The sequence below is a fragment of the Methanoculleus thermophilus genome, assembly GCF_001571405.1.
In the GTDB taxonomy this organism is placed as follows: domain Archaea; phylum Halobacteriota; class Methanomicrobia; order Methanomicrobiales; family Methanoculleaceae; genus Methanoculleus; species Methanoculleus thermophilus.
Genome location: NZ_BCNX01000006.1, coordinates 210772 through 233797, shown reverse-complemented (window position 1 = coordinate 233797; position 23026 = coordinate 210772). Strand labels below are relative to the sequence as shown.

Below are 23026 nucleotides of genomic sequence, written 5' to 3'. Positions count from 1 at the left end.
CCGGTCACGGGTAGACGAATGTCCCTTTGGATGCGAGGTCGAAATCGATCCCCTGGAACTCGGTGAGGTAGCGCTGGTGAATGGCGTGCGGGTCGAGGTCGGCGAACCGGTCGGGGTAGAACCACTTCGCGAGGTAGGCCGTCCCGATGAAGTGCTGGGCGCCGCCGAGGATGTCGGAGTGGATGACGTAAACGCGGCCGTCCTTCACCGCGGAGATGCTCGACCACCCCGGCCGCTCGATGAGCGTCGACCGGATTGCACCGAGTGCCTCAGGATCGTGCCCCGCGTATCCGCCGACGGCCAGACCCTGCCCGGCCAGTTTGACGACGACCTCCGGGTCCGCAAGGAGGATTGCCTCGGGGTCGACGGTTGGGTACTCCGTGGTCCCGACGGAGAAGGGGTTTACTCCTCCGGCAAGTCCGATCTTCTCGTTGTAGCCCGACCCGGCCGAGACCGTCGTGTAGTCGTACCAGTACTCGAAGTAGACCCTGGTCTTCTCGCCGTCCGGGACGCCCGCCGTGCCGTCCCGGATCCGGTCCATCGTCGACTCGTAAAACGATGCGAACTCCTCGCCTCGATCCTTGCGACCGATCATCGATGCGATTGTTCGGATCTCGCCTGCATAGGTCGCAGGCTTGAAGCAGTCGAACCGGAAGACTCGGATATTGGGGCTGCTCGCCTCGAGCCGCTTCTGGATATCGTCGCAGGCGGAGACGCTGATCGTCGCGTAGAGGAAGACTGCATCCGGCCGGACGGAGAGGACCCTCTCCATGTCGGGCGACCAGACCGAACCGACGTTCGCTTTACCCTGGCACTCGGGGAAGAAGGTCTTCTTCTCGTGGCTGTATTTGTCGACGGCGACGACCTTCTCCATATCGAACCCGAGCGACCGCAGGGTCTCGAGAGACTCGCCGCTGAACGTCACGACCCGGCGCAGGGGCCGATAGAGAGTCATCGTCTTCCCGGACGAGTCGGTGATCGTGAGGGGTCTCCCATCCCAGTAGGTGTAGACCCAGGCGGCGTCCTGGATATCGGTCCGGTCAAGAACTCCGGTGCCGCCCATATAGGCGGCGTCGAGGTAGGCGAGGGTCGCCGAGGCGTACTCGGCGCTGGTAAGAACCCCGTCGCCATCGGCGTCCCCCACGATGCCCCCACCAGTCGAGGCCGACGCCGGGACGGCGAGGACCAGGAGGAGGGCAAGAGCAAGGATGGGAATGGGCTTCACCGCCGACCACCCCACCCGGCGATGAGGAGGGCGGCAATCGCTGCAAGAACCGCAAACGGTGGGGCGGCCTCCTGCGAGGCAGGTCTCTCCCCGGCGCTCATTGCCACCGTCTCGATGCCGTCCACTGCAACGTGCGACGGGGCCACCTCTCCGTACGATTCGCCAAGGAAGTCCTCCCATGTCCCGGTGATATCCCCGCTCCCGGAGGCGGGGGCCGCAACAGAGTAGGTTATGCGGGTATCGTTCATCACGGCAAATCCTATCTGCTGCCCCCGGAGAATGACCCGGTCCTCCGGGTGATCGGTTCCTGCGAAGGCATAACCAGGCGGCAGCGTCTCGACAACCCCGCCGAGGGGGATGCCGTCGATCGAGAGCGAGACGGTGAATACCTCGCCAGCCCCGGGCTCCGCAGTCGAGAGCGTGCGCGTGACGGGGACGCCGCAGACCGCAGCCGGGATGAAAAGAAACAGGAGAGCAATGCAGAAGAGGCGATTCGCCGGGAGACCAATCATGGGTCTTTTATTGTCGATCTGGTAATATGAACGTTTCTTATTGTGCTAACAAGTCTGAAGAATAGGGGTGGGGAGTATATCGGGACGAGAGCCTGGACGGAGTGATGCAACGCAGGGTCGAGATCTCCTTATCCTTTCGTCCCATCGCTGAGGATATTGAACGCAAGGGCCTCATTACAGCATCCCCCGCAGCGCCAGCGCGGCGAGCAGCATCGCCGAAGCCGCCGAGAGCAGAACGATCGTCGCCGCCCAGACGACCACGAACGCCACGATCATGAGGGGACTCGTCTCCCGGTAGGGGATGAGCCCTTCGTTCATCCCTTTCGCCGTCCGGTAGGCATCGTAGACGCCCCAGATCCAGATCGCCACGCCCGGAACGATCAGAACAAAGAGGCCAAGGAGGCTCCCGAGCAGCACCAGGACGCCTCGTGCGAACTGCCCGTTGTATGCCTGACCAAGACAGACCATTGAAGATGAGCGAGAGCCCTGCTGCAATCGCCGGGTTCTTCCTCCCCTCCCGGCGGGAGACCTCCGCCGCCGTCACAGCCTCCCCAAGAGAGACCCGTTCCACTGCATCGTCGTGCATGATTCTCAGGTTCGCCCGGCGGAAGCATCAGCCTTTCCCGGCGCCGGAGCAGCGCTACCGCTCAAACTCCTTCTCGATCCGCACGCGCCGGCCGAGCCTTGCTTCGTACCATTCTTGCTGCTGTAAGGCCTGCTTTAAGCTCCTGATACGGTGGCGGATCCTTGTACCCGTCGCCGTATCGATCAGTACCAGCCTCGGCATCTCGATCGTCCCATCGATGCATGGAACTCGACGCCAGGGGTTACGAACGTTTCCCTTCAGGATTGCCTCTCTGTCTCGCACGCAACGGCCTGAAAAATTCCCGGATCTCCCGGGCCATCAACTCCGGGGCCTCCATCGCCGCAAAGTGGCCGCCGCGCTCGAGCACCGTCCACCGGCGGATATCCTTCAAGTTGCGCTCCGCAAACTCCCGCGGAGGGATCGGATCGATATCCTTCGGGGGGAGTGCGAGCCCCACCGGGACGTCGACCCGCTGGTCGGGCGCAAGCGAACCCGATACCCACTCCTCGCGGTAGCTGACGGCCCTGACCGAAGGCCCGGCCGTCCAGTAGAGCATGACGTTCGTCAGCAGTTCATCCTTCGTGTAGACCGACTCCAGGTCGCCGTCGCAGTCGCTCCAGGTGCGGAACTTCTCGATGATCCATGCAGCGTAGCCCGCGGGCGAGTCGACGAGCCCGTAGGCAAGGGTCTGCGGCTTCGTCCCCTGGAGCACCATGTACGCTCCCTCGGAAAGACCCCACGCCTGCGATCTCGCGAGATACTCACGCTCCGCATCCGAGAGATCCGGGAAGTTTGCCGTGAGAATGGGGAAACCGATGTCGGTGAGGTGGAGGCCAACGATCGCTTCCGGGTGGCGGACGCCGATGATCTGCGATATCGGGCTGCCGCCGTCCCCTCCGCCGGCGCCGAACCGCTCATATCCGAGTTCCTCGGTCATCAGCCGATAGGATATCTCCGCCATCTTTGCAAGGGGTTGTTCTTTGTCCGATCGCGACATCCCCGGATCGCCGATCAGCGAGGGGACGACGACGTCGAACGAGTCGGCGGGATCGCCGCCGTACGCCGCCGGATCGGTGAGCATCGGGATCAGTTTGAGATAGCGGCAGATCGAGTCAGGCCAGCCGTGGAAGAGGATGAGCGGCATTGGATCCGGCCCTTTGGCGCGCTCGTGGATGAACCGGATCTCGTTTCCGTCGATATCGGCGATGTAGTGATGGAACCGGTTCAACTCCGCCTCACGGGCCCGCCAGTCGTAGGTGTGCAGCCAGTAATCGACCAGCTCCCGCAGATACGCCAGGTTCGTCCCGTAGTCCCAGCCCGCACCCTCGACCTCGTCGGGGAAGCGGGTACGGAAGAGCCGATCATGCAGGTCGTCCAGGATCGGCTGGGGGATAGCGATACGAAACGAGTCCTTCGGCATGCAGCGACTGCTGGTGCGAGATGAGATAACTCTTTCCCGATGCCGATCGCGGCCCTGTACCGCCGAAGTCCTCGGTGATGCAGAACCGGGGGATGGCGATCTTCTTGATGGGAGGAAAGGCTTATCCCCTGATATGCTCCTCTCCACCTAAGGTGAGTTCGGATGCCTGAATCTGTCTACTGCGCATACTGCGGTCGAGAGTTCCTGCTGAGGGAGAAAGCCACAAGCGCAAGCGCACTCTACTGCAGCCCGGAGTGCCTGGAAGCGGCAGCGAAACAGAATGCCGCCGAGCGAAGAGACCAGCCGGAAAGAGTCCTGATCGCAGGCCGATCACCCTGGGGCAAGTAACCCGGCCGGACAAAGCAGGCCTCGCCAGAGGGTCTGTGCATAATCTTCGCCGTCGAAGAGTGGAGACTTTGGCGGGGAGCACATGATCCATGCCCGGCGAATGCGCCCCGATGACGTAGAACGATTACTGCTTTTTAGATCATGAGGCGAGACGCAAGAGCCGTAGGTATAACAGAATTTTTGAGTAAAAGTGAGGACGCCGCCAACAGGACTCGAACCTGTGACATGCTGGTTAACAGCCAGCCACTCTACCAACTGAGTTATGGCGGCACCGTAACAAGTGCTCTATAATGTCTTCCCTGAATTGTATTAAATATTACGGGAGTTTTCCCGCTTGATGGTCTCAAGGAGAGCGATCAGTTCATCAACCTCGCCCTCGAGGGAGGCAAGGAGGTCGGCCGCAAGCGGTGTCGCCACCGCGCCGGCCGATGAGGCACGGATATATCCATCCTGCTCGAGGATCCGTAGCGAATAACGGACCCGGTGGTAAGGGAGGCCAAGGATCTCGGAGAGTTTCATGATCCCGATAGGCTGGTGCTCCACGACCGCCCGGATCACCTCGAGGTGCCGTGATACAAGTTCAATCTCGGACTTGAGTTTTGACAGCATATCCGTCATATTCCAGATTCACATGCATTACGGCTGCTCGTGCAGCCAGGCCTTCGTCTGGAGATACCGCTTCCGGAACGGTATGGACACGGCCACCCCGGTAGCGAGGAGGAGGAGCCCGACAACAAGCCAGAGGGTTCCTTCGGGCGCGAACCGGAAGAGGATAAAGACGGCCATGGCAAAGCAGAGGATGATGATGTTCAGCATGACCGTCAGTACTATAAACTTGGCTTTGAAGACCTGCTTTGTTGCCTCATCCATTATTCATACTTGAACGCGGGGGTAAAAGTACTTGTGGTTTCAACGGAAGAGATGGTAGAATGAATGGACTGGATCTGGCTCTCCGGGATGCCGGAGCAGCGGCATACGCTGCCTATGGCTCATCTGCAGATGCCAACGTGCGCTATCTAACCCGATTCCGCACCACCGACCCCGTGGTCTATATTCAGAGGATGGACGAGCGCGGGATGATCGTCGTCCCGCAGATGGAGCACGAACGGGCGGTCAGGGAATCTCCTGCAGCGGTCGTCACCCGCGCCGATGCAGGATACCTCGAGTACATCAAGGCCGGAGAGTCGCGCTGGCGGGCGACGGCCCATATGATCGCAGATCTCGCCGCGGGCCCCATCCTCGTCCCTGCAAACTTCCCCCTTGCCCTCGCCCGGGAACTCGAGTCGTTCCACCCGGTCATCCTCGACGAGAAGGGTGCCGTCGAGAGGATGAGAGCGGTCAAGACTCCCGAGGAGATCGAACAGATCCGCTCGGTCCAGCGGGCCGCTGAAGCGGCGATGGAGCGGGGGATCGCGCTCATCCGGACCGCTGTCCAAAAGAACGGCGTCCTCCACCGGGACGGCCGGCCGCTCACCTCGGAAGCCGTCCGCACGGAGATGCACACAGTTCTCCTCGCCCACGGATGCCGGGGGGTCGACACCATCGTCTCCTGCGGCCCGGATACCGCCCTCCCGCACAACGAAGGCTTCGGGGCGCTCCTTGCAGACGAGCCTATCGTCATCGACATCTTCCCCCAGAACGAACAGAGCGGCTACCACGCCGACATGACCCGGACGGTCGTGAGAGGCGAGCCGTCCCCGGAGATCCGGGAGATGTTTGAGGCCGTCCGGGATGCAAAAGCCCTCAGTGCATCGATGATCCGGGCCGGAGCCGTCGGCGCCGACCTCTACCGCGCGACGGTCGAGTTCTTCCGCGACCGCGGCTACGAGAGCGATACGCGGGGGTTCATCCACAGCCTGGGGCACGGTGTAGGGCTAGAGGTGCACGAAGACCCGTCGCTCGGGCCGCAGGGAGAGGCTCTCGTCGCCGGGAACGTCGTCACCATCGAGCCGGGGCTTTACTACCCCGGGACCGGCGGCGTCCGCCTGGAGGATATGGGCGCGGTGACGGAGACCGGGTTTGACCGGTTCACCCAATACGAAGAGGAGCTCACGCTATGAGCATGGATGATGAAGTCTACGACGCCTACCATGAAGCGGGGGCGCTGGCAAACAAGTTACTCAACCGGGCCGCGAGTATGGTGAAGGAGGGGGCTAGCCTCCTTGAGATGGTCGAAGCGGTTGAAGCGATGGTGGTCGAGGAGGGAGCAATTCTCGCCTTCCCCTTAAATGTCTCCTTCAACGAGGCTGCAGCCCACGACACCGCCATGCCCGGCGACGAGAGGGTATTTTCCCGGGGAGACCTCGTCAAGGTCGACCTTGGTGTAGCGATCGATGGATACATCGCCGACACCGCCATGACCGTCGACCTCGGCGACCACGGAGCGCTCGTCGAGGCATCCCGGGCGGCCCTTGAAGCGGCGATCGCCGCCGTCCGCCCGGGGGTCGCAACCGGCGAACTCGGGGCCGCCATCCAGGCGGCGATCGAGGAGCGCGGTTATCAGTCGGTTGCAAACCTCACGGGCCACGGCCTCGACCACTACAACCTCCATGGAAGTCCCATGATCCCGAACGTCGCGATCTCCGGAGGTGTCGTCCTCGAGGAGGGAATGGTCTTTGCAATTGAACCGTTCGCCACCACAGGATCGGGACGGGTCCGCGAGGCACCGCGCGTGGAGATCTACCGACAGATCGCCGCCCGCCCGGCCCGCCTGCCTTCGGCAAGGCGGGTCCTCGAAGTAGCCCGGCCGCGCCGGGGCCTCCCGTTCTCCCGCCGCTGGATCCCGGGGGACAAGGTCGAGATTGGGCTGGCCACGCTCGTCCGGAACGGAATCCTCCACCCCTTCCCGGTGCTGCACGACGAGCCGGGCTCCTTCGTCTCGCAGGCGGAGCACACCGTGATCGTCACGGAAGATGGGTGCGAGGTCACAACCCGGTGAGTTACGCTTATTGATATCGCACACAAATATGATAGTTTACAGATATGACCGACGAGACAGGTACGCGTGACGTCCTCACCATCATAGAGGTCCTGCTCACCGCGGAGATATTCAATCGAAACGAGGAACTCGGCATCAACGATCTCAATCCACGCTGCCGCGAGTTCTTCGGCGCCGGGAGCAGCGGGAGCGCCGAGGTGAAGCGACCCCTGATCGTGAGCGAGGGTGCGATCAAGAGGGCCTTCGGCAGCCCGGACACTGTCTGCCAGACCGTCCGCCAGAACCCGTTCGTCGGCTACGATGAGTTCGGCCAGCGTCTGAGTCTGCCCTCGCTCGACGCGGCGGCAGGATGGTTCCTCAAGAAGGGCGGGGCAGAGAGGATCAGGGAGAACCCCGTCCTCGCGTATTACTACGAAGGAAAAGACGGCATCGACGTCCGATACCGGGACGTTCTGGCAAAGAACCCCCGGTTTGAAGATACAAAAGACTACATCGAGGGGAAGGTCTCCCGGATCATCGGCGAGAGCGAGGAGATGCGGGAGGCCCGCGATCTGATCATCATCAGCGCGCCGGATGAGGTCGAGTTCTCGCTCGATCGACTGGTCTGCACCCCGCGGCAGGAAGAGATCATCAGAAAGATCGCTGTCGCCCTCGAGAACAGGGAGTTTTTAAAAGAGCGCGGCATCTACGAGTTCGGCCGGCTCCTCTTCGTCGGCCCGCCCGGCACCGGGAAGACGTCACTTGCGCTTGCGATGTCCCGGGAACTCCATATGCCGATTCTCGAGGTCCGCCTTGCGATGGTCACCTCCCAATACCTGGGCGAGACCTCGAAGAACATCGACCGGATCTTTGACCTCGCGAAGAAACTCGCTCCCTGCATCCTCTTCATCGATGAGTTCGACTTTGTCGCAAAGACCAGGGTCAGCGACGACCACGGCGCGATGAAGCGTGCGGTGAATATGCTCCTAAAGAACATCGACCAGATCAGTTTCATCAAAAACGGTGTCCTCCTCATCGGGGCAACGAACCACCCCCGGATCCTCGACGAGGCCGCCTGGCGCCGGTTCGACGAGGTGGTAGAGTTCCCGCTCCCGGATCAGGCGATGCGCCAGGCCATCCTTAAAAAGATCGCAGCCACCGTTGAGTGCGACTGCAACTTCGCTGACCTCGCCGCCCGGACGGAGGGGTTCTCGGGCTCAGATCTCCGGATAATGATGAAAGAGGCGGTGATGTCGGCGCTGATGGAAGGCCGGCACCGGGTCGATCCGGTGGATATCGAGCAGGGACTCCTCAGGGTCGAGGAGCGCAACGTCATCCGTGGGACCGGGTACTAGAGAATATGCAGATAACGCTGCTTGGGACCGGGGACGCCATCGGGACGCCGAAGGTAGGGTGCGACTGCGAGAACTGCCAGGCGATGATCGCAGCGGGGAGGTCGAGGCTCCGGACGTCCCTCCTCGTCGAGACTGAGGGCAAGCACATTCTTATTGAGTCGTCGCCGGATCTTAGGCAGCAACTCCTCCGGGCCTGCTCGCCCCAGATCGACGCGGTCATCTGGTCGCACGGTCACTACGACCACTTTATAGGGTTTGGAGAGTTTTACCGGGTGCAGAAGATCCCCCCGGTCTATGCGGCGCCGAATGTGATTGACTACTGTTCCGGCTACCTTCACTTCCTCTCCTTTGAAAAGCACCCGCACCCCGTCTACGAGCCGTTCGACCTCTTCGGCCTCACCTTCACGTTCTTTGAAGTGAACCACCCGCCGGTCTACACCTGCGGCCTCCTCCTCGAGCACGACGATGTAACGATCGCCTACACAAGCGACACAAGGGAGGATATCCCGGACGAGAGCAGGGACCTCCTCAAGGAGGCGGATATCGATCTCCTCTTTCTCGACGCCATCGCTCCTGCAGGCTACTCCATCACCAAACACATGAACTACGCCGAGGCGGTCCGGTTCGCACGCGACGTCGGGGCGAGGGATTACCGGTGCGTCCACATGAGTCACCTGGTCCCGCCGGGTATGCCGCACGCAGGATACGATATGGAGACGTTCTGTTGGTGATTACTCGGCTCTTCCTCTTTTGAGGATCATAACTTACAGCCCGGAATATGCGAAGGGTAGGTCTCGTAGGCGGCATAAACCCCGCACGACTCGTTAACCTGAACCACGATCGTCGGAGCGGTCATGCAGTCGCCGGGATCCGGGTCCTCCGGGCGGAAGACCATCTGGGTGTAATTCATATTTCTGTCGGCATAGGTGCCTTTTGAGAACGTGATCGTCTCGATACTCTTGTTCTCCAGCAACCCGACGACCTCCGGATCGCGAAGCGCCACGGTCAATGCATCGAGGGAGGTGACTTTCGCCGGGCAGTTCTCCGGCGACTGTGCGTAGGAGCCGGTACGGTCCGAGGGGCTCATCCGGTCGCCATCAAGGACCAACTCCGGAGGGGAGATGAATACCGTGAACTTCACAGGGATATTCTCAATTCCCATTCCCTTTGCCCGTTCATCAAGCATCGTGTGCAGTGAACCCACGGAAGAGGCGTTTTCCGGGAGGGGCGGGCCGTTCCAGAGACTCACTCGGAGATACCCATCGACGTCGTAGCCGAAACCGATGACGGGCCCGTTGGGATATAGGTAGTGCTCCTGCATCAGGCCCCACGTGGCGGCGGTGAAGTTCTCCAAATCGGAATACGACGCGTTCCGCCCACCCTTTGAGAAAGGAAGCCCTCCGAGTGTGATGGTGACGGGCTCTCGTTTGTTCAAACCGGCCTTCAGGAGTTCAACGCTGTTCGTTCGTTCCCCGTGTTCGATATCTATGCCGCACTCATCGACAATCTGGACTGCGGAAGCAAACCCCGGGCAGACCGATAGCGTCAGCATGAATATAACAAATGCCGCCGTGAGCCGCTTATTTTTCATCTCTTCACCTCAATCATGATTGGAATATAACTCGCCGGGATGACACCCGCATTCACCGGGATAACTGCCATGAACATGGTGCCCGCATCTTCGTGTTTCCAGTTACTATCTTCCAAGCGCCCCTTGAAGACAGGAGAGGCACACATTTTAGTATGCAAAACGTGTGCGTTCCCATTGCCTCCGGGCATGCGAGACGTTTACCCGGACGTTTGGCAAACCGGCCGGGCGAACCTCCGCACCGGTGCAGGCGCTGCCTGCGGCGCCCACAATTGTTCACTGGGTCGTTTCGGGATAAACTGTTTATGGGACAAACACCAACTCGAAACCGTCTCTTTAAAAAAAAAAGCAGTTCTAACGCCCTATGATCACCGGAATGGTCTCCTCTGCGGCAGACCCGTCCCGAAGGAATTCCCTCCCAATGACAAAAGTATCGCCGGTATGATCAGGGATGTTCCAGCAGATCCGGTGCAGGGCCCCTCTCTTCATTCACTGCGCGCAGGCCGCCCCGGTGTGACCGTACTGCACCAATTTCTTTGGATATGATAACTTCGGGCACGGTACGGGCGTGACGGTCCTCAAGCATGTTCGTTCCCGGGATTCGAAGCGGACGGAGACGAGAATAGAATCGGTGTTTGTCCCATAAAACTCATAAAACACAGGTCACAACAATCCATTATGACATCGGCAAAGAGAAAATACGGGGCTTTTGCCCTGCTGCTCGCCGTTGCCTTCCTTGCCGTGCCTCCTGTATCGGCGAACGAAGGCGTCGGATACACAGTCCGCCCTTCGGTGTCAGATGACCCGGTGACGATATTGGGGCTCTCCGACACCGTCGGCCAGGGCGAGACCAACAGGCACCAATTTTATGTCGGAAGCGGCGTCGAGTACCTTGAGGTATACCTTAACTGGGGTTCGACCTCCGATTCTCTGGCGTTGACCATCTACACCCCTTCGGGAAGCAAGATCGGCACGTTCCGCGACAGTAGCGACGGAATGATGGATGGCAAGATTCATATCGACATTGACCCAGATGGCAATTATGTGGACCGGGGAACCTGGACGCTCGATGTTTACGGCGAGAAGGTATCATCAGAGAGATCATACACCCTCAACCTCTACCAATACTAGGCCCGGTGGACATCTCCGGTTGCTTATCCTCTCGATCCTTTTTCTGGTGCTGCTGGTAGCGGTTGCCGATGCCACCGAATACACGGTCCGGCCCTCAAGAAACGTCGGGCAAGAGCCCGGCATGTCCATATCGGGCGAGAAGGTGCAGGAGGTAGACCCGATACCGCTCTGGCTCTTTCTGCTGCTGTCTGTATTTCCCCAGTTGACGGCAGCCCCGATCGAGACCCTCATTCCGTTGAAGGCCGCCGGATACCTCGGGTACAAACGGATTTGCAAAGAAAACGCCCTTGAGAGTCCGCAGAGACGCAAGATCTTGAGATTTGTCAAGAGGAACCCGGGATTGCACTTCAGGGAGATATTGAGGCGTGTGCCTCTGACGCGAGGGACGCTTGATTACCATATGAAAACGATGGAATCCGTGGGTCTCTTAAAGACGATACTGGAAAGAGGGAGGACTCATTACTTCGTTGCAGATGCTCCATACTCGGCCGAGGAGGAGACCCTCATCATCGCACTGAGGAACGAGAGTCTGCGGAGAATTATAACAGAAATCTATCTCAATCAAGGCGCATGCAACGAAGAGATTGCAGAAAACGTCGAGTTATCAGGAACTACAGTTTATGAGCACCTACGATACTTGGAAGATCTGGGTGTTGTGATCGCAGAGAGGGATGGGCGGTGTGTGCGGTATACTCTCGCCGAGAACTATTCTCGTATACTGACGGACATGCGGATCATTATACCGAACCGGCCCGGAGCGCGGCAGCACCCGCTGGAGGGATCAGCCCCGGGGAGGGATATCGACGGCCTCCTCTCTCAACTGAGGTTTGACCCGGTCCCCCACGTTGGCGATCGTTCGTCGTGACGCCCGGCCTCGCTACGGCCCCGAGTGCGCGCACTCCGCCTGCACACCAGTCTTTGGGAGAAGCACCGGAGTACCAGGCTCTGATACCAGCACTCCAGCTCTTTTCCATGAACTTGAGGTCTATGAACGCCCGGATGAATCGGCGTTTGTCCGAGAAACGGTATAAAGAAGAACAGCGAAGTCTCCATCAGTGATACCGCATGCGGTATCCCGCGGGGGCGGGGAACTCTGATTGACGTCGGATCCCGGACTCCCACAGCGTGCCCGGAGGGCAACAGGGCTGTTGGCTCCCATCGGGGATAGCCGTTGCGGTTCTACGGCCTTCCGGAGCACGCGTGAATGAGGTGAAAACCATGAAACTATTGCAGATTGGCATAGCCGCACTCCTCGTGCTGCTCTGCTTTGGGGGAGTTTCGGCGGAAGAAGTGGCCGACTTTGCCGTATATCTCCAGCCCCCATCATCGGATGCGGGCGATGCCACGGATGTTGATGTGCTTTCTGGAGAGATTTTAGGAGAAATTGGTGTACAGGATGTCGCTACATTTCCCTTTGGAAGTACCATCACTGAATCGCAGCCCAGTCGGACCTTTCAGTTTGCGGTGCCCTCCGGCGTCTACAACTCCATTCAGGTCGACATGAAGTTCTATCAGGTCGACGGCGAATGGAGCGACCTGCGACTGAAACTGGTCGACAGCAACAACCGCGTCCTCGCGCAGGACGATGGGCCATGGCTCCCGTTCACCGAGAACGGTGAGCGTCACGTGCGGTACGACCAGCGTCTCCAGGAAGGCGATATCTATCGGGTTGTCGTCGAGAAGATCAGTCTTGCCGGAAATACCTGGTTTGATGGAACAACTAAACTGCAAACATAACGATCTCGGGTGCCGTAAACGGCACCCTTTGTTCTTGACTGGGTTACCGATCGACCTGGGGAGATCTGGCGTCAGGACCGGAAACCAGAGAGAAAACATCCCATGACCGCAGAACGCAGCCTCATTGTAGCCGCAAAAGAGTTCTCTGACCTCTTCACGAGCCGGCGGTTCCTCCTGATCTTCGCCCTGTATCTCATCATCGCCATGGTCGGTATGGCCCAAGGGATCGAGCGCTACGATGACGCCCTGGCTTCGTACAACAAAGCGATGCAGGCGGCAGACGAGTACCGGGACCTGCAGGAACTCGGGGCCTGGTGGCTTGAGATGCCGGGCAAGCCCTCGATCCTATACGTCTTCAGCTCCATGACCGGGACCACGATGACGCTCGGCGCACTGCTTGCCATCGCAGCCGGGTTCGACCTGGTCACCCGCGAGAAAGAGACCCGATCGCTCAAAACCCTCCTTGCGCACCCGGTCTACCGCGACGAGGTCATCGTCGGCAAAGCACTCGGGGGCGCCGCCGCCCTGGGAGTCGTCGTGGGGCTTGCCCTTGCCCTCATCACCGCCATCCTCCTCGTGCTCTCGATCGTCCCGACGGCGGGCGAGGTCGTCGCTATCCTGATCTTCGGGGTAGTTTCGCTCCTCTTCCTGATCGCCTGGTTTACCGTCGCTCTAGCGACCTCGGCGGTCACCCGGGAGAGCGGCAACGCGTTGATCTTCACCCTCGTGGTCCTCTTCGTCGTCTCGTCGCTCCTCCCGGTGCTCGGGGCGACGGTTGGAGGGCTTGTCGCAGGCGACCCGCCGCAACGCCCCGAAACACCGGCGGTCAAGGAACTCACATTCACATACGTCTCCAATGCAACCGGGTCGTATGTCGCCCAGGGTGCTGATTCCGCTCGGCACGAAGCGTTGAAAGAGTATCAGGAGGACCTGGCGGCGTATACCGAGAAGAAGAGACTCGTCACCAATGTGGTCACGCTTCTCTCGCCGCAGAAGAGTTACCAGACTGTAGCCGATGTCATTTCTGCGCCCCAAGAGCGATCGCTTCCGGAATCTCTTGGCAGTGTCTGGGCAGGTATCGTGGGTCTGATCGTCTTCCCGTCGGTCTTCTTCGCCGCCGCGTACGGGGTGTTCATGCGGATGGACATTCGGTGAGGGCGGGGAGCGGCGGCACGGAGAAGTGTGTCCTCTTCCCGGTTCCCCGCCGGACTGCTAGGGTTCCGTGAAGATGAGGTGAAACCATCATGAAACAGAAGAAAATGTTCGGAGCATGCGCTGCCGCCGCCCTTGTCTGTATGGCAGTGATACCGGTCAGCGTGGAGAACGAGTTGTGTGCCGTGACCATTGACGGGGGCTCGCTCTAGAGCGACGAGGATAACAGAGTGAATTCATGACAGCAGAACGAATCTTCACCGTGGCCGGGAAGGAGTTTACCGACCACCTCACCAGCCGGAAATTCCTGGTGATCCTTGCATTGCTCCTGATGTTTGCCCTGCTCGGCATGCACCAGGGGATCGACCAGTACAACCAGAGTCTCGAGTCGTATAACCAGCAGTTACAGGCAGCGGGGGACTCCACCGGACCCGGCATGATGCCCGACCGGCCGTCGATCCTCTTCATCTTCATGCAACTGGTCAGTTCCCTGGTACCGTTCGGGGGCGTCCTCGCGATTGCGACCGGGTTTGACTTGATATCAAAGGAGAAGGAGACCCGAACGTTAAAGACGCTCCTCGCCCACCCGATCTTCCGGGACGAGATCATCAACGGCAAAGCGCTCGGTGGGGCTGCAGCTCTCGGGGTTGCTCTTGTTATCGCGTTTGCCATCACCCTCGCGTGCTCCTCGTCTGCTCGATCGTGCCGACGCCGGACGAGGTTTTCGCTATCGGAGCTCTCGGGTTCGTATCACTCATGTACCTGCTGGCGTTCTTCGCCCTCGCTCTTGCTCTCTCGGTCGTCACAAAAGAGAGCGGGCATGCGATGGTCTACGGTCTAGCACTCTTCTTTGCCCTCGCCTACGTGCTACAACTGTTCGGGATGATTCTCGGGGGCGTGGCCGCGGGCGACCCGCCGCAGAGACCGGAAATGCCGGCTTGGACGGACGCTGACGGGAGGACCCATATCTCAGGCGACATAGCAGTGCTGAAAGCGTACGAGGAGGAGTGCGACCGATACGACGCGGAGATGAAAACATACCAGAACAAGATGCAGTTCGTCACCGATACGGTCAACCTCTTCTCACCGATGGTGAATTATTACGCGGTGGCATGGACGGTTGTCGATCCATCGGATCTGTCGCCTGATGATGCGACAAGCAGGATCTGGAGGGGCATCGCGGCGTTGGTCGCCTTCACGTCGGTCTTCTTCGCTGCCGCATACGGGAAGTTCATGCGGATGGATGTCCGGTGACGGTAGAGGGCAGCCCGGCCAGCGCGCATTTCCTATACGTCGAGGAGCCGTGAAGGAATTTGGCCAACAGTATCACAGGATTTAAGTATCAGATGAATTTATTCGGGTTTTCGGTCGGGGTGTGTTCTCAAACCCGCGAGGTGCCGGCCGAGGCAAATTTCGACTAGAGATCGGCCGTTCCACTCACGAATCAGACTGTTCGCTGTTAATTTGGGAGAACCGGCGGGCCTGAACCGCGATGACAGTTCAAGGGAATGCACAGAAACGTTATGAGGAGGAACGTTGACGCCTCAATCGGGGAAGCCGCATGCGGAATCCCGAGGGAGCCGGGAAGCCTGATTGGCGTCGTGTCCCGACCCCCACCGCGTGCTCGAGGGCAGAGGGCTGTTGACTGTCATCGGGGATAGTCGTTGCGGCTCCGTGATCTTGTGTATGCATGAACGAAAGTGAAGAATCATGAAAAGAACATTTCTGATCGGCATCTGTGTCCTGTTCGTGGCGCTGCTGATCGCAGGCGTAGCCTTCGTGCTGGCGGTGGGTGCCGAGGCAGTTCTCTCTGCGAATACTGCTCAGGAAACGCTGCGAATTGCCCCCAATAGTTCAGGCATGTCTGAAGAAGAATTTATGGCCTACGCCGGGAGAATGGAGCAGAAATACGGTCCGGAGGCCGTGAGCGCATTAAGACTGCACATCCCTGACGAAACCCGCGGTCCCTCTCAGGGGGCGGGTGCGACGCCGAATATCCGGTATGTGTCGGCATGGAGCGGCAGTCTGGAAATCGGGAACAACGACGGCGTGGTCCTGGCAGATTCCGACAATGCACTGGTTCTCTATGCGTTAGACCTGACCGACGAGCAGGGCAGAGATCATTACTACTGGTGGCAGTGGGGCGCTACGAAAAATCGCGAGGATACTTGGATGGGCGACGACTCAAACCTTCGGAACTTTTGGAGCCGGGTAGAGTTCGAAAATTCCACATCAAACTTGCTCTGGTACGCCCCCGATGGGGATATGCGTGGTGTTGAAAATACAGTTACATTACGGTTTGGCCTCGAGTTTTCGGGTTCGGATTGCCACAACATCAGCAAGGACTTCATCCTGCACCAGGGCAAGATCAGGCCGAAACCGGGTGAATGCCGGGTGGGAAACGCCGGGAAGTATGCGGTTGATTGGATTGGAAATTATGAGGGGACGCAGTCCATGTATGGGATTTGCGAAGAGAGGCGGCAGGACAGCGCGGGTTCGGCAGTCCTATGGACATATTGCCTGACGGCGAGTCAGTTTTAGGCTGTAGTAGCGAGTACCGGAAGCAAATTGGGGGACGTAATGCACGTTCCCGCAGCGGGAGGAGTGAAGAGACGATGGAAAAGGAAAGGAGCAGGCTTAAAAAGACAGTGCCGGCCCCTATGCTCTCTCTTGCTATTCTGGGGTGTGTCCTTCTTATGGCCGGGTGTACGAGCGAGGGGGTACTTGGCGATGTGACTTCGGTACCGACCCCCCACGTTCCAGCCAGACATCTTGGATAAGCCGATCATCAACGCTCCTGCTGGCAAGGAGGGGGCTCCTCCTTTCCTCTTTGAGTTCGATACGGGGAACTCCTCGGGCTTTGAGGAAGTGAGGGTCGATCGCCCGGGAGCGCCGACACTCATTCTGGGATCGAATGCATCGGCGACCCTCCTGATCATCGTCTCCTCGGAGGCCGACACCAGTATTGATGTCAGGGTCGTTCGGACCGACGGGTTGCCCGATGATGTATGCGTCTCCTATGTCCCGGACTCCTTCACCCTTCGGATGGGGGAGAAGGTACGCCTCAAGATGCATCTGGCCGCCCTGAACAATCGAACCATACCGGCAGAAGCGATTGTTGTCTGGATGGAGGGTGCGGGATGGGAGGTTGGGAGAGGTTTCTTCCTCGGACTGGATCATGGCGAGGCGTTGCCGGGAATGCCGGGGGACTGGACGCCTCGTCCGGCAGACAACCCCGGGGAGGATACCCCCTACATCGAGATTCACCGCGCAGGAGGCCTGAGCGTCTTCCTCCACCCGGAAGACCCCGGGTATCCCGCCATCGAAGCAGAATGCGGCGAGCAGATCCGGTGCATCTCTGCTCAGTACAAGACGGGGTTCTCGCCGGAGGAACTGGAGGCCATGAAACAGAACGGCACCTACGTCGCGATGAACTTCCCGATCCCCACGACGTTTGAGACAGGTTATCTCGTTGACGGGTCGCCGAAGGTGGTCACGGTAAACGAGGTGATAATTTTTCTGGATCTCGAAGATTATCCAGAGGCCATGATCATCACGCGGGCAGATGATGAACCCGGGGTCTGGGACACATCGCGCGACCGCAGGGAACTCCGCGACCTGGTCGCGCCGGACGTGCACGGGTCATAAGGACCGGGAGGGATCATCACGCGGCATGGCTCCCCGGCCACAGCGCTCCTGAAGCACTGACGCAGCGGAGGATGATCCGGACCCACCCATACCTATATACTCCTCACAAAACCAAACATAGTTGCGTATGGCCATGAAGATCAAACTCCTGGAGTTGACTGACGATAAGGCCCGGATCCTCTTTGAAGGCGAAGGCAACACATATATCAACGCGCTCGCCGCCGAACTCTTGAACGATCCCGACGTGGACGTGGCGCAGCGCCGTCAGGCGTTCAAGTTCACCGACCCCGAACTGGTCGTCACAACAATTAACGGCCGGCCCCCTCTCCTTGCAGTCACCGATGCTGCAAAGCGGCTCTCCAGCGTAGCTGAAGAACTCCTCCGGCAGGTCAAAACCCTCGATACCGCATAAGACTGCCCATGAAGAGGAGCGCCGAGGGCTTCGCCCGGATCGCGCGGGAGGTCTTTGCCCCCATCTATCCCGTCATCGCCGAGCAGGCGCTCGAGTGGTCCGGGATACGGGACGGGTTTGCGCTTGATATCGGGAGCGGGCCGGGCCTTCTTGCCGTCGCGCTCGCCGAGCGGAGCAACCTCTCCGTCATCGCGCTCGATGCCGACCCGGCGATGTCCCGGATTGCCCAAAAGACTGCCGCAGACTTGCCGGCCAGAGTAATCCCGGTCACCGGCGATGTCCACTGTATGCCCCTCCGGGACGATTCCGTCTCCCTCGCCGTCAGCCGGGGCTCAATCTACTTCTGGGAAGATCGGCCCCAGGCATTCCGCGAGATCGAGCGGGTCCTCCGACCCGGCGGCGTTGCGTTCGTCGGCGGAAGTTTCGGGACCCCCGAGATCAAAAAAGCCATTTTTGCTGAGATGCGGCGGCGAAACCCGAACTGGGACGACGACGTCGCCCGGCGAAGCGGGCAGGCGACTCCCGAGACGCTCCGCCGGGAACTTAGAGAGAGTGGTCTCGCCCACGCCCGTATCCGGGAAGAAGAGGAGGGGATGTGGGTGGAGATCAGAAAAGGCGTGCTCAGTCCACGCGCTCGGTAAAGATGATCGTCCCGGCGATCCGGGTGATCTTCACCTTCACCTTCTGACCCGGTTTTGCGTTTGCGACATACATTGTGTAGCGGTCGAGTTTCACGACGCCGTCACCGCGCTTCGAGAGGAACTGCGGGGTGACCTCCATGACTGCCCCCTCGGTCGGCTTTACCGCTGCAGAGGAGTCCTGGGTCGCCTTTCTCTTCCGGACCGGTCTGTGACCACCGCAGGCGTCGCACCGGAGCATCAGGACCCGGTCGCTCTTGACGAGGCGGGTATCCGGCTTTCCACACTCGGAGCAGATGACGTAGTCGTCGACGTAACCCTTGATGATCGTGCTGATCTGTTCCTGCTCGAACTTCCCCGAGAAGATGGCTCGCGTCCCCTCGATCTTGCCGGCGGTGCCGAGTTCTCCGAGGAGGTGCTTCATGAGGTGATCCTGGTCGCGCCGGAGAGTATTTGCAATCTCTGCGAAGTTCTCAAGAACAGTGGTCTTCCCCTCGATGAAGACGCGGGCGGTCGGAACCGTGAACCTATCCTCAAACTCCGTCGGCTCCGTGATATTGGTATAAGCCTTCTTTAGAAGATCCTCGTATGAAGGAGTCATGCCTCAGTATTGGTCGCGCGACGTCAAAAAGTGGTTCCCCAAACTCCCGGGCTTGCACATACTTATGTAGATAGGCAACCCATCAGTTTTACAGTATGTTGCCGGCACAGGACCTTGAATTGCTGCGCAAAACCCTCGGACGGGACTTAACCGACGTCGAGATTGCCTGCTTTGAAAACCTCTGGAGCGAACACTGCAGTTACCGGTCCACCAAAACACTTCTCCGGACGCTGCCTACCACCGGGAGCGAGGTGCTCCTCGGGCCGGGAGACGATGCCGCGATCGTGCGGTTCAGCGACACCTGTGCCCTCGCCATCGGGATGGAGAGCCATAACCACCCCAGTTACGTAGACCCTTACGACGGCGCCGCCACCGGAGTCGGCGGGATCGTCCGCGATGTCCTCTCAATGGGCGCCCGGCCCATCGCCCTGATGGACCCGCTCTACTTCGGCCCCCTCGCAAGCGAGAAGAACCGCTACCTCTTTGAGCACGTCGTCGCCGGGATCGGGGATTACGGCAACTGTATCGGTGTGCCGGTCGTCCGTGGTGAACTCGTCTTCGACCCATCCTATTCGGGAAACCCGCTCGTGAACGTCGTCTGCGTCGGGACCGTCAAACCCGACCGCTACATCACCGCCCGGGTAAAACGGCCGGGGAGCCACCTTGTCCTGATCGGCTCCTCGACAGGCCGGGACGGGCTTGGCGGCGCATCGTTCGCATCCCGCGACCTTGCAGAGGATGCGGAGGCTGCCGACCGGCCGAGCGTTCAGGTCGGCGACCCATACACGGAAAAGCTCCTCATCGATGCAATCCTTGCCATGGCGGAGACCGGGAAGGTCCTCTCCTGCCGCGATCTCGGGGCCGCAGGCCTTGCAGGAGCATCGAGCGAGATGGCGAGCACGTTCGGCGCCGTCATCTACGCCGATCGGGTCCATCTTCGCGAGACCGGAATGACGCCGCGCGAGATCATGCTCGCGGAGTCCCAGGAACGGATGCTCATCGAGGTGGCGCCCGAAGACGTCGCCCTGATGGGGGAGATCGCAGAGAAGTATGATCTCCGCTGGAGCGATATCGGTGAGGTTATCGAAGAACCCCGCTACATCGTGAAGTTCCACGGCGAGACCGTTGCCGATCTCCCGATCGACCTCCTCGTCGGCGGAGCCCCGCTCTGCGCCTGGGACAAGAAGCCGTACTCGGCCGAAACCCCATTCGTCCGCCCGACGATGCCGGTAAAAGACCTCGCGCTCGCGGTCCTTTCGCACCCCGACGTGGCCAGGAAGAACTGGGTCTACGAGCAGTACGACAAAGACGTCCAGCTCCAGTCGGTCTCGCTCGTCCACGACGCAGCAGTCCTCCGACTGGAGGATAAAGCCCTCGTCCTCTCCTGCGGGTGCAACCCCCGGCACATTTATTTAAAGCCCTTTGAAGGGACGGCAAACGCCGTCATCGAGAACGCGAGCAACCTCGCCTGTCTCGGCGCCGACCCGCTCTGCATCGTCGACTGCTTGAACTTCGCGAGCCCCGAGCACCCGGAGACCTACTGGCAGCTCGAGCAATCCATCCTCGGGCTCGGGGATGCGGCGCGCAAGATTGAGACCCCGATCGTCGGCGGCAACGTCTCGCTCTACAACGAAAGCGACGAGTTTGGTACGCAGATCAAGCCCACGCCCTCGCTCGGGATGGTCGGACGGGGCGAGATCCGGAGATGGACGGCGCCAAAGAGTGGGGAGAAACTTGCCCTGATCGGGAAGACCGAGCCGGACTTTGGCGGATCGGTCCTCGACGCAGTCACCGGATGCGGAGGATCCGCACCCGCAATGGCCGATCCGGCCGTCGTTGCCGTCGTTCGCGACCTTGTGAGGGAGGGGCGCACCACCGCAACCGATCTCTCCCGGGGCGGCCTTCTTGCCGCGCTTGCAAAGATCGCGCCGCGTGCGGACGTCACCCTCACCGGCGATCCCCTGGAAGAACTCTTCTCCGAGACCTACGGTCGGTTCCTGGTCGCGGTTCCGGATGAGTCGGCCCTCGCCGGGGTGGAGTACCGGATCATCGGCACCGTCGGAGGCGACGCCCTCACCCTCCGGCTGAAGGGCGAGACGGTCGTCATCACGCCGGAAGAACTCGAGACCGCGCTCTCCACCACGACCCGGACGATGCGTTTCTAAACGACCTTCTCTTTTTCCAGCTGCCGGACGAGATCGGCCAGGGCATCGATCGGCGCCCCCTGCCGCAGATCCTGCACCGTGAACGAGACCGCACCCCTGACGTCGGCGCCGCGGTTTGAAAGCATCGCTGTTACGGCTTCAAGCGTCTTACCCGGCATCCCGCCCGAGGTGCAGAAGACGACGGCCGCCTTTCCTTCGATGCCCACAAGGGCGCCGATTGCCGCGTTCACCGCAGGGGTGGGGTTGCCCGCCCATACGGGGGTTCCAAGAGCAACAATGTCGTAGCCGGAGACATCGATGACGGCAGGCTCGATCCTGGCAAGTTCCCCACGCAGGGCTCGCGGAGCGCCCCGGAGGTACATCCCCACCTTCGAGTACCCTGCAAGGTCCCGGACCGCGACGAGATCGCCGCCGACTTCCGCGCTAAGCCGCTCGGCCACGGTCCGGGTGTTGCCGGTCTCCGAGTGGTAGATGATACAGACAGCCATACCAGGGGATATGACAGGTTAGTATAAAAACGAGGATCCAAAAAGAAGAGGAGTATTACTTCCTGAACTGCGGCATGAACCCGCGGATCTCCCTTCCCACCTGCTCGATCAGGTGCTCTTCGTCCGCTTTTGTCAGCGCGGTGAAGACCGGGCGGTTCACCATGTTCTCAAGCATCCACTCCCGGGCGAACTCGCCGCTCTGGATCTCCTCAAGGATCTCCTGCATCGCCGCGTAGGCCTCAGGGCCGATGACCCGGGGGCCGCGGGTCAGGTCGCCGTACTGGGCGGTGTTGCTGATCGATTCGCGCATCTTCGTAAACCCGCCCTCATAGATCAGGTCGACGATGAGTTTCATCTCGTGCAGGACCTCAAGATACGCCATCTCGGGCGCGTACCCGGCATCCACCAGGGTCTCGAACCCCGCCTTGATGAGCGATGTCACCCCGCCGCAGAGGACGGCCTGCTCCCCGAAGAGGTCAGTCTCGGTCTCCTCGGCAAACGTCGTCTCGAGTACGACCGCACGGGTCGCGCCGATTCCCCAGGCGTAGGCGAGCGCGATGGCGCGTGCCTTCCCTGTTGCGTCCTGATGGACGGCGATGAGCGCAGGAACGCCTTTTCCCTCCTCGTAGGTCCGCCGGACCATGTGCCCGGGCCCCTTCGGGGCGACCATGACCACATCGACGGTGGGTGGGGGGACAATCTGGCCGTAGTGGATGTTGAACCCGTGTGAGAACATCAGGCAGGCGCCCTCTTTGAGATAGGGGCCGATTGCCGTGCGGTATATGGATCCCTGGCTCTCGTCGGGGAGGAGGATCTGGACGATATCGGCACGCTTGACCGCTTCAGCCACGGGGTAGACCTCAAAACCGTCCTCGGATGCCTTCTGCCAGCTGCCGCCCGGCCGCAGTCCGATAATGACCTGACAGCCGGAATCGCGCAGATTCAGCGCTTGACCGCGGCCCTGAGAGCCGTAACCGATGACGGCGATGGTCTTGCCCTCCAGGGTGCGGGGGTCTGCGTCAGACTCGTAGTATTTCTGTACCATAGTTCTCTCACACTCGGTTGGGCAGCAGACCTGATAAATACTATATAGCAGAACTGCT

At 60.3% G+C, this 23026-nt stretch carries 27 protein-coding genes and 1 tRNA gene; 16 read left to right on the top strand and 12 right to left on the bottom strand.

Annotation, left to right across the window (positions count from 1 at the left end; all coding sequences use genetic code 11):
- Window positions 1-4 precede the first annotated feature (4 nt).
- The 5 genes from MCUTH_RS04425 to MCUTH_RS04410 all read right to left on the bottom strand — a co-directional run bounded on the left by MCUTH_RS04425 (window position 5) and on the right by MCUTH_RS04410 (window position 3743).
- Window positions 5-1225 carry an ABC transporter substrate-binding protein gene (locus tag MCUTH_RS04425; RefSeq protein WP_224732715.1) on the bottom strand — a complete coding sequence of 407 codons (1221 nt, stop codon included), beginning with the start codon at window positions 1223-1225 and terminating at the stop codon, window positions 5-7.
- Window positions 1222-1737 carry a hypothetical protein gene (locus MCUTH_RS04420; protein WP_066956083.1) on the bottom strand — a complete coding sequence of 172 codons (516 nt, stop codon included), beginning with the start codon at window positions 1735-1737 and terminating at the stop codon, window positions 1222-1224. The genes MCUTH_RS04425 and MCUTH_RS04420 overlap by 4 nt, the downstream gene beginning before the upstream one ends.
- Before the next feature lie 174 nt (window positions 1738-1911).
- A complete protein-coding gene (locus MCUTH_RS04415) occupies window positions 1912-2205 on the bottom strand; it encodes a hypothetical protein (protein WP_066956080.1) in 294 nt (97 codons plus the stop codon).
- A gap of 172 nt (window positions 2206-2377) precedes the next feature.
- Window positions 2378-2524, bottom strand: a complete 147-nt coding sequence (locus tag MCUTH_RS11710; RefSeq protein ID WP_161937570.1) for a hypothetical protein — start codon at window positions 2522-2524, stop codon at window positions 2378-2380.
- A 40-nt stretch (window positions 2525-2564) separates the two neighbouring features.
- Entirely contained in the window at window positions 2565-3743 is a 1179-nt protein-coding gene (locus tag MCUTH_RS04410) for an epoxide hydrolase family protein (RefSeq protein WP_066956077.1), read from the bottom strand.
- 162 nt (window positions 3744-3905) lie between these two features.
- On the opposite strand from MCUTH_RS04410, the gene MCUTH_RS04405 reads away from it, so the two are divergent.
- Entirely contained in the window at window positions 3906-4091 is a 186-nt protein-coding gene (locus tag MCUTH_RS04405) for a hypothetical protein (RefSeq protein ID WP_066956074.1), read from the top strand.
- A 197-nt stretch (window positions 4092-4288) separates the two neighbouring features.
- Here MCUTH_RS04405 and MCUTH_RS04400 read toward each other — a convergent pair.
- From MCUTH_RS04400 to MCUTH_RS04390, 3 genes are all read right to left on the bottom strand, one after another.
- Window positions 4289-4361 (bottom strand) — tRNA-Asn (locus MCUTH_RS04400).
- 39 nt (window positions 4362-4400) lie between these two features.
- Complete coding sequence (locus tag MCUTH_RS04395; RefSeq protein ID WP_066956933.1) at window positions 4401-4700, bottom strand: hypothetical protein; 300 nt, start codon at window positions 4698-4700, stop codon at window positions 4401-4403.
- A 27-nt stretch (window positions 4701-4727) separates the two neighbouring features.
- Window positions 4728-4961 (bottom strand): hypothetical protein, encoded by a 234-nt coding sequence (locus MCUTH_RS04390; RefSeq protein WP_066956072.1) that lies wholly within the window; start codon window positions 4959-4961, stop codon window positions 4728-4730.
- 59 nt (window positions 4962-5020) lie between these two features.
- On the opposite strand from MCUTH_RS04390, the gene MCUTH_RS04385 reads away from it, so the two are divergent.
- The 4 genes from MCUTH_RS04385 to MCUTH_RS04370 are packed head-to-tail and all read left to right on the top strand — an operon-like array spanning window position 5021 to window position 9094.
- The gene (locus MCUTH_RS04385; protein WP_066956071.1) at window positions 5021-6151 is read left to right on the top strand and encodes a M24 family metallopeptidase; all 1131 of its coding nucleotides are present in this window, start codon (window positions 5021-5023) and stop codon (window positions 6149-6151) included.
- On the top strand, window positions 6148-7029 hold the full coding sequence (gene map, locus MCUTH_RS04380) for a type II methionyl aminopeptidase (RefSeq protein WP_083524758.1): 882 nt from the start codon (window positions 6148-6150) through the stop codon (window positions 7027-7029). Before MCUTH_RS04385 ends, map begins: the two co-directional genes overlap by 4 nt.
- Window positions 7030-7073: 44 nt before the next feature.
- Window positions 7074-8363 (top strand): ATP-binding protein, encoded by a 1290-nt coding sequence (locus MCUTH_RS04375; protein ID WP_066956065.1) that lies wholly within the window; start codon window positions 7074-7076, stop codon window positions 8361-8363.
- A gap of 5 nt (window positions 8364-8368) precedes the next feature.
- Window positions 8369-9094, top strand: a complete 726-nt coding sequence (locus MCUTH_RS04370) for an MBL fold metallo-hydrolase (protein WP_066956064.1) — start codon at window positions 8369-8371, stop codon at window positions 9092-9094.
- A 26-nt stretch (window positions 9095-9120) separates the two neighbouring features.
- Here the strand turns inward: MCUTH_RS04370 and MCUTH_RS04365 are convergent, their stop codons facing one another.
- On the bottom strand, window positions 9121-9954 hold the full coding sequence (locus tag MCUTH_RS04365) for a hypothetical protein (RefSeq protein WP_066956061.1): 834 nt from the start codon (window positions 9952-9954) through the stop codon (window positions 9121-9123).
- 675 nt (window positions 9955-10629) lie between these two features.
- Between MCUTH_RS04365 and MCUTH_RS04355 the strand changes: the two genes are divergently transcribed.
- The 10 genes from MCUTH_RS04355 (at window position 10630) to MCUTH_RS04315 (ending at window position 18672) form a co-directional block, all read left to right on the top strand.
- Entirely contained in the window at window positions 10630-11082 is a 453-nt protein-coding gene (locus tag MCUTH_RS04355) for a peptidase (protein ID WP_066956057.1), read from the top strand.
- Window positions 11083-11101: 19 nt separating this feature from the next.
- On the top strand, window positions 11102-11947 hold the full coding sequence (locus tag MCUTH_RS04350) for a winged helix-turn-helix transcriptional regulator (protein ID WP_066956055.1): 846 nt from the start codon (window positions 11102-11104) through the stop codon (window positions 11945-11947).
- Between the two features lie 353 nt (window positions 11948-12300).
- On the top strand, window positions 12301-12819 hold the full coding sequence (locus MCUTH_RS04345) for a hypothetical protein (protein ID WP_066956053.1): 519 nt from the start codon (window positions 12301-12303) through the stop codon (window positions 12817-12819).
- Between the two features lie 102 nt (window positions 12820-12921).
- Complete coding sequence (locus MCUTH_RS04340) at window positions 12922-13974, top strand: ABC transporter permease (RefSeq protein ID WP_066956052.1); 1053 nt, start codon at window positions 12922-12924, stop codon at window positions 13972-13974.
- 235 nt (window positions 13975-14209) lie between these two features.
- Window positions 14210-14812 carry an ABC transporter permease gene (locus MCUTH_RS12050; protein ID WP_263478034.1) on the top strand — a complete coding sequence of 201 codons (603 nt, stop codon included), beginning with the start codon at window positions 14210-14212 and terminating at the stop codon, window positions 14810-14812.
- Window positions 14728-15225, top strand: a complete 498-nt coding sequence (locus tag MCUTH_RS12045) for an ABC transporter permease subunit (RefSeq protein ID WP_263478032.1) — start codon at window positions 14728-14730, stop codon at window positions 15223-15225. Before MCUTH_RS12050 ends, MCUTH_RS12045 begins: the two co-directional genes overlap by 85 nt.
- Window positions 15226-15681: 456 nt before the next feature.
- On the top strand, window positions 15682-16512 hold the full coding sequence (locus MCUTH_RS04330) for a hypothetical protein (protein ID WP_066956050.1): 831 nt from the start codon (window positions 15682-15684) through the stop codon (window positions 16510-16512).
- A gap of 231 nt (window positions 16513-16743) precedes the next feature.
- Entirely contained in the window at window positions 16744-17619 is an 876-nt protein-coding gene (locus MCUTH_RS11875) for a hypothetical protein (RefSeq protein ID WP_191092818.1), read from the top strand.
- A 127-nt stretch (window positions 17620-17746) separates the two neighbouring features.
- Complete coding sequence (locus MCUTH_RS04320; protein WP_273258979.1) at window positions 17747-18031, top strand: DNA-directed RNA polymerase subunit L; 285 nt, start codon at window positions 17747-17749, stop codon at window positions 18029-18031.
- 8 nt (window positions 18032-18039) lie between these two features.
- The gene (locus tag MCUTH_RS04315) at window positions 18040-18672 is read left to right on the top strand and encodes a class I SAM-dependent methyltransferase (RefSeq protein WP_066956048.1); all 633 of its coding nucleotides are present in this window, start codon (window positions 18040-18042) and stop codon (window positions 18670-18672) included.
- Here the strand turns inward: MCUTH_RS04315 and MCUTH_RS04310 are convergent.
- On the bottom strand, window positions 18653-19270 hold the full coding sequence (locus tag MCUTH_RS04310) for a translation initiation factor IF-2 subunit beta (protein ID WP_066956046.1): 618 nt from the start codon (window positions 19268-19270) through the stop codon (window positions 18653-18655). The genes MCUTH_RS04315 and MCUTH_RS04310 overlap by 20 nt on opposite strands.
- Before the next feature lie 95 nt (window positions 19271-19365).
- Here MCUTH_RS04310 and purL point away from each other — a divergent pair, with 95 nt between their 5' ends.
- Window positions 19366-21435, top strand: a complete 2070-nt coding sequence (gene purL, locus MCUTH_RS04305; RefSeq protein ID WP_066956043.1) for a phosphoribosylformylglycinamidine synthase subunit PurL — start codon at window positions 19366-19368, stop codon at window positions 21433-21435.
- On the opposite strand, the gene MCUTH_RS04300 is transcribed toward purL, so the two are convergent.
- Window positions 21432-21923, bottom strand: a complete 492-nt coding sequence (locus MCUTH_RS04300) for a flavodoxin family protein (protein WP_066956041.1) — start codon at window positions 21921-21923, stop codon at window positions 21432-21434. The genes purL and MCUTH_RS04300 overlap by 4 nt on opposite strands.
- Window positions 21924-21978: 55 nt before the next feature.
- Window positions 21979-22968, bottom strand: a complete 990-nt coding sequence (gene ilvC / locus MCUTH_RS04295; RefSeq protein ID WP_066956038.1) for a ketol-acid reductoisomerase — start codon at window positions 22966-22968, stop codon at window positions 21979-21981.
- Window positions 22969-23026 lie beyond the last annotated feature (58 nt).

Excerpts from the sequence above, each read along its gene's own strand:
- MCUTH_RS04395 (WP_066956933.1), bottom strand. The coding sequence starts at position 4,700 with ATGCTGTCAAAACTCAAGTCCGAGATTGAACTTGTATCACGGCACCTC.
- MCUTH_RS04420 (WP_066956083.1), bottom strand. The coding sequence starts at position 1,737 with ATGATTGGTCTCCCGGCGAATCGCCTCTTCTGCATTGCTCTCCTGTTT.
- MCUTH_RS04355 (WP_066956057.1), top strand. The coding sequence starts at position 10,630 with ATGACATCGGCAAAGAGAAAATACGGGGCTTTTGCCCTGCTGCTCGCC.
- MCUTH_RS04300 (WP_066956041.1), bottom strand. The coding sequence starts at position 21,923 with ATGGCTGTCTGTATCATCTACCACTCGGAGACCGGCAACACCCGGACC.
- MCUTH_RS12045 (WP_263478032.1), top strand. The coding sequence starts at position 14,728 with ATGTACCTGCTGGCGTTCTTCGCCCTCGCTCTTGCTCTCTCGGTCGTC.
- MCUTH_RS04385 (WP_066956071.1), top strand. The coding sequence starts at position 5,021 with ATGAATGGACTGGATCTGGCTCTCCGGGATGCCGGAGCAGCGGCATAC.
- MCUTH_RS04390 (WP_066956072.1), bottom strand. The coding sequence starts at position 4,961 with ATGGATGAGGCAACAAAGCAGGTCTTCAAAGCCAAGTTTATAGTACTG.
- MCUTH_RS04340 (WP_066956052.1), top strand. The coding sequence starts at position 12,922 with ATGACCGCAGAACGCAGCCTCATTGTAGCCGCAAAAGAGTTCTCTGAC.
- MCUTH_RS04310 (WP_066956046.1), bottom strand. The coding sequence starts at position 19,270 with ATGACTCCTTCATACGAGGATCTTCTAAAGAAGGCTTATACCAATATC.
- MCUTH_RS04365 (WP_066956061.1), bottom strand. The coding sequence starts at position 9,954 with ATGAAAAATAAGCGGCTCACGGCGGCATTTGTTATATTCATGCTGACG.
- MCUTH_RS04370 (WP_066956064.1), top strand. The coding sequence starts at position 8,369 with ATGCAGATAACGCTGCTTGGGACCGGGGACGCCATCGGGACGCCGAAG.
- MCUTH_RS04315 (WP_066956048.1), top strand. The coding sequence starts at position 18,040 with ATGAAGAGGAGCGCCGAGGGCTTCGCCCGGATCGCGCGGGAGGTCTTT.
- MCUTH_RS11710 (WP_161937570.1), bottom strand. The coding sequence starts at position 2,524 with ATGCCGAGGCTGGTACTGATCGATACGGCGACGGGTACAAGGATCCGC.
- MCUTH_RS04330 (WP_066956050.1), top strand. The coding sequence starts at position 15,682 with ATGAAAAGAACATTTCTGATCGGCATCTGTGTCCTGTTCGTGGCGCTG.
- MCUTH_RS04410 (WP_066956077.1), bottom strand. The coding sequence starts at position 3,743 with ATGCCGAAGGACTCGTTTCGTATCGCTATCCCCCAGCCGATCCTGGAC.
- ilvC (WP_066956038.1), bottom strand. The coding sequence starts at position 22,968 with ATGGTACAGAAATACTACGAGTCTGACGCAGACCCCCGCACCCTGGAG.
- MCUTH_RS04415 (WP_066956080.1), bottom strand. The coding sequence starts at position 2,205 with ATGGTCTGTCTTGGTCAGGCATACAACGGGCAGTTCGCACGAGGCGTC.
- MCUTH_RS04375 (WP_066956065.1), top strand. The coding sequence starts at position 7,074 with ATGACCGACGAGACAGGTACGCGTGACGTCCTCACCATCATAGAGGTC.
- MCUTH_RS12050 (WP_263478034.1), top strand. The coding sequence starts at position 14,210 with ATGACAGCAGAACGAATCTTCACCGTGGCCGGGAAGGAGTTTACCGAC.
- MCUTH_RS04320 (WP_273258979.1), top strand. The coding sequence starts at position 17,747 with ATGGCCATGAAGATCAAACTCCTGGAGTTGACTGACGATAAGGCCCGG.
- map (WP_083524758.1), top strand. The coding sequence starts at position 6,148 with ATGAGCATGGATGATGAAGTCTACGACGCCTACCATGAAGCGGGGGCG.
- MCUTH_RS04405 (WP_066956074.1), top strand. The coding sequence starts at position 3,906 with ATGCCTGAATCTGTCTACTGCGCATACTGCGGTCGAGAGTTCCTGCTG.
- purL (WP_066956043.1), top strand. The coding sequence starts at position 19,366 with ATGTTGCCGGCACAGGACCTTGAATTGCTGCGCAAAACCCTCGGACGG.
- MCUTH_RS04345 (WP_066956053.1), top strand. The coding sequence starts at position 12,301 with ATGAAACTATTGCAGATTGGCATAGCCGCACTCCTCGTGCTGCTCTGC.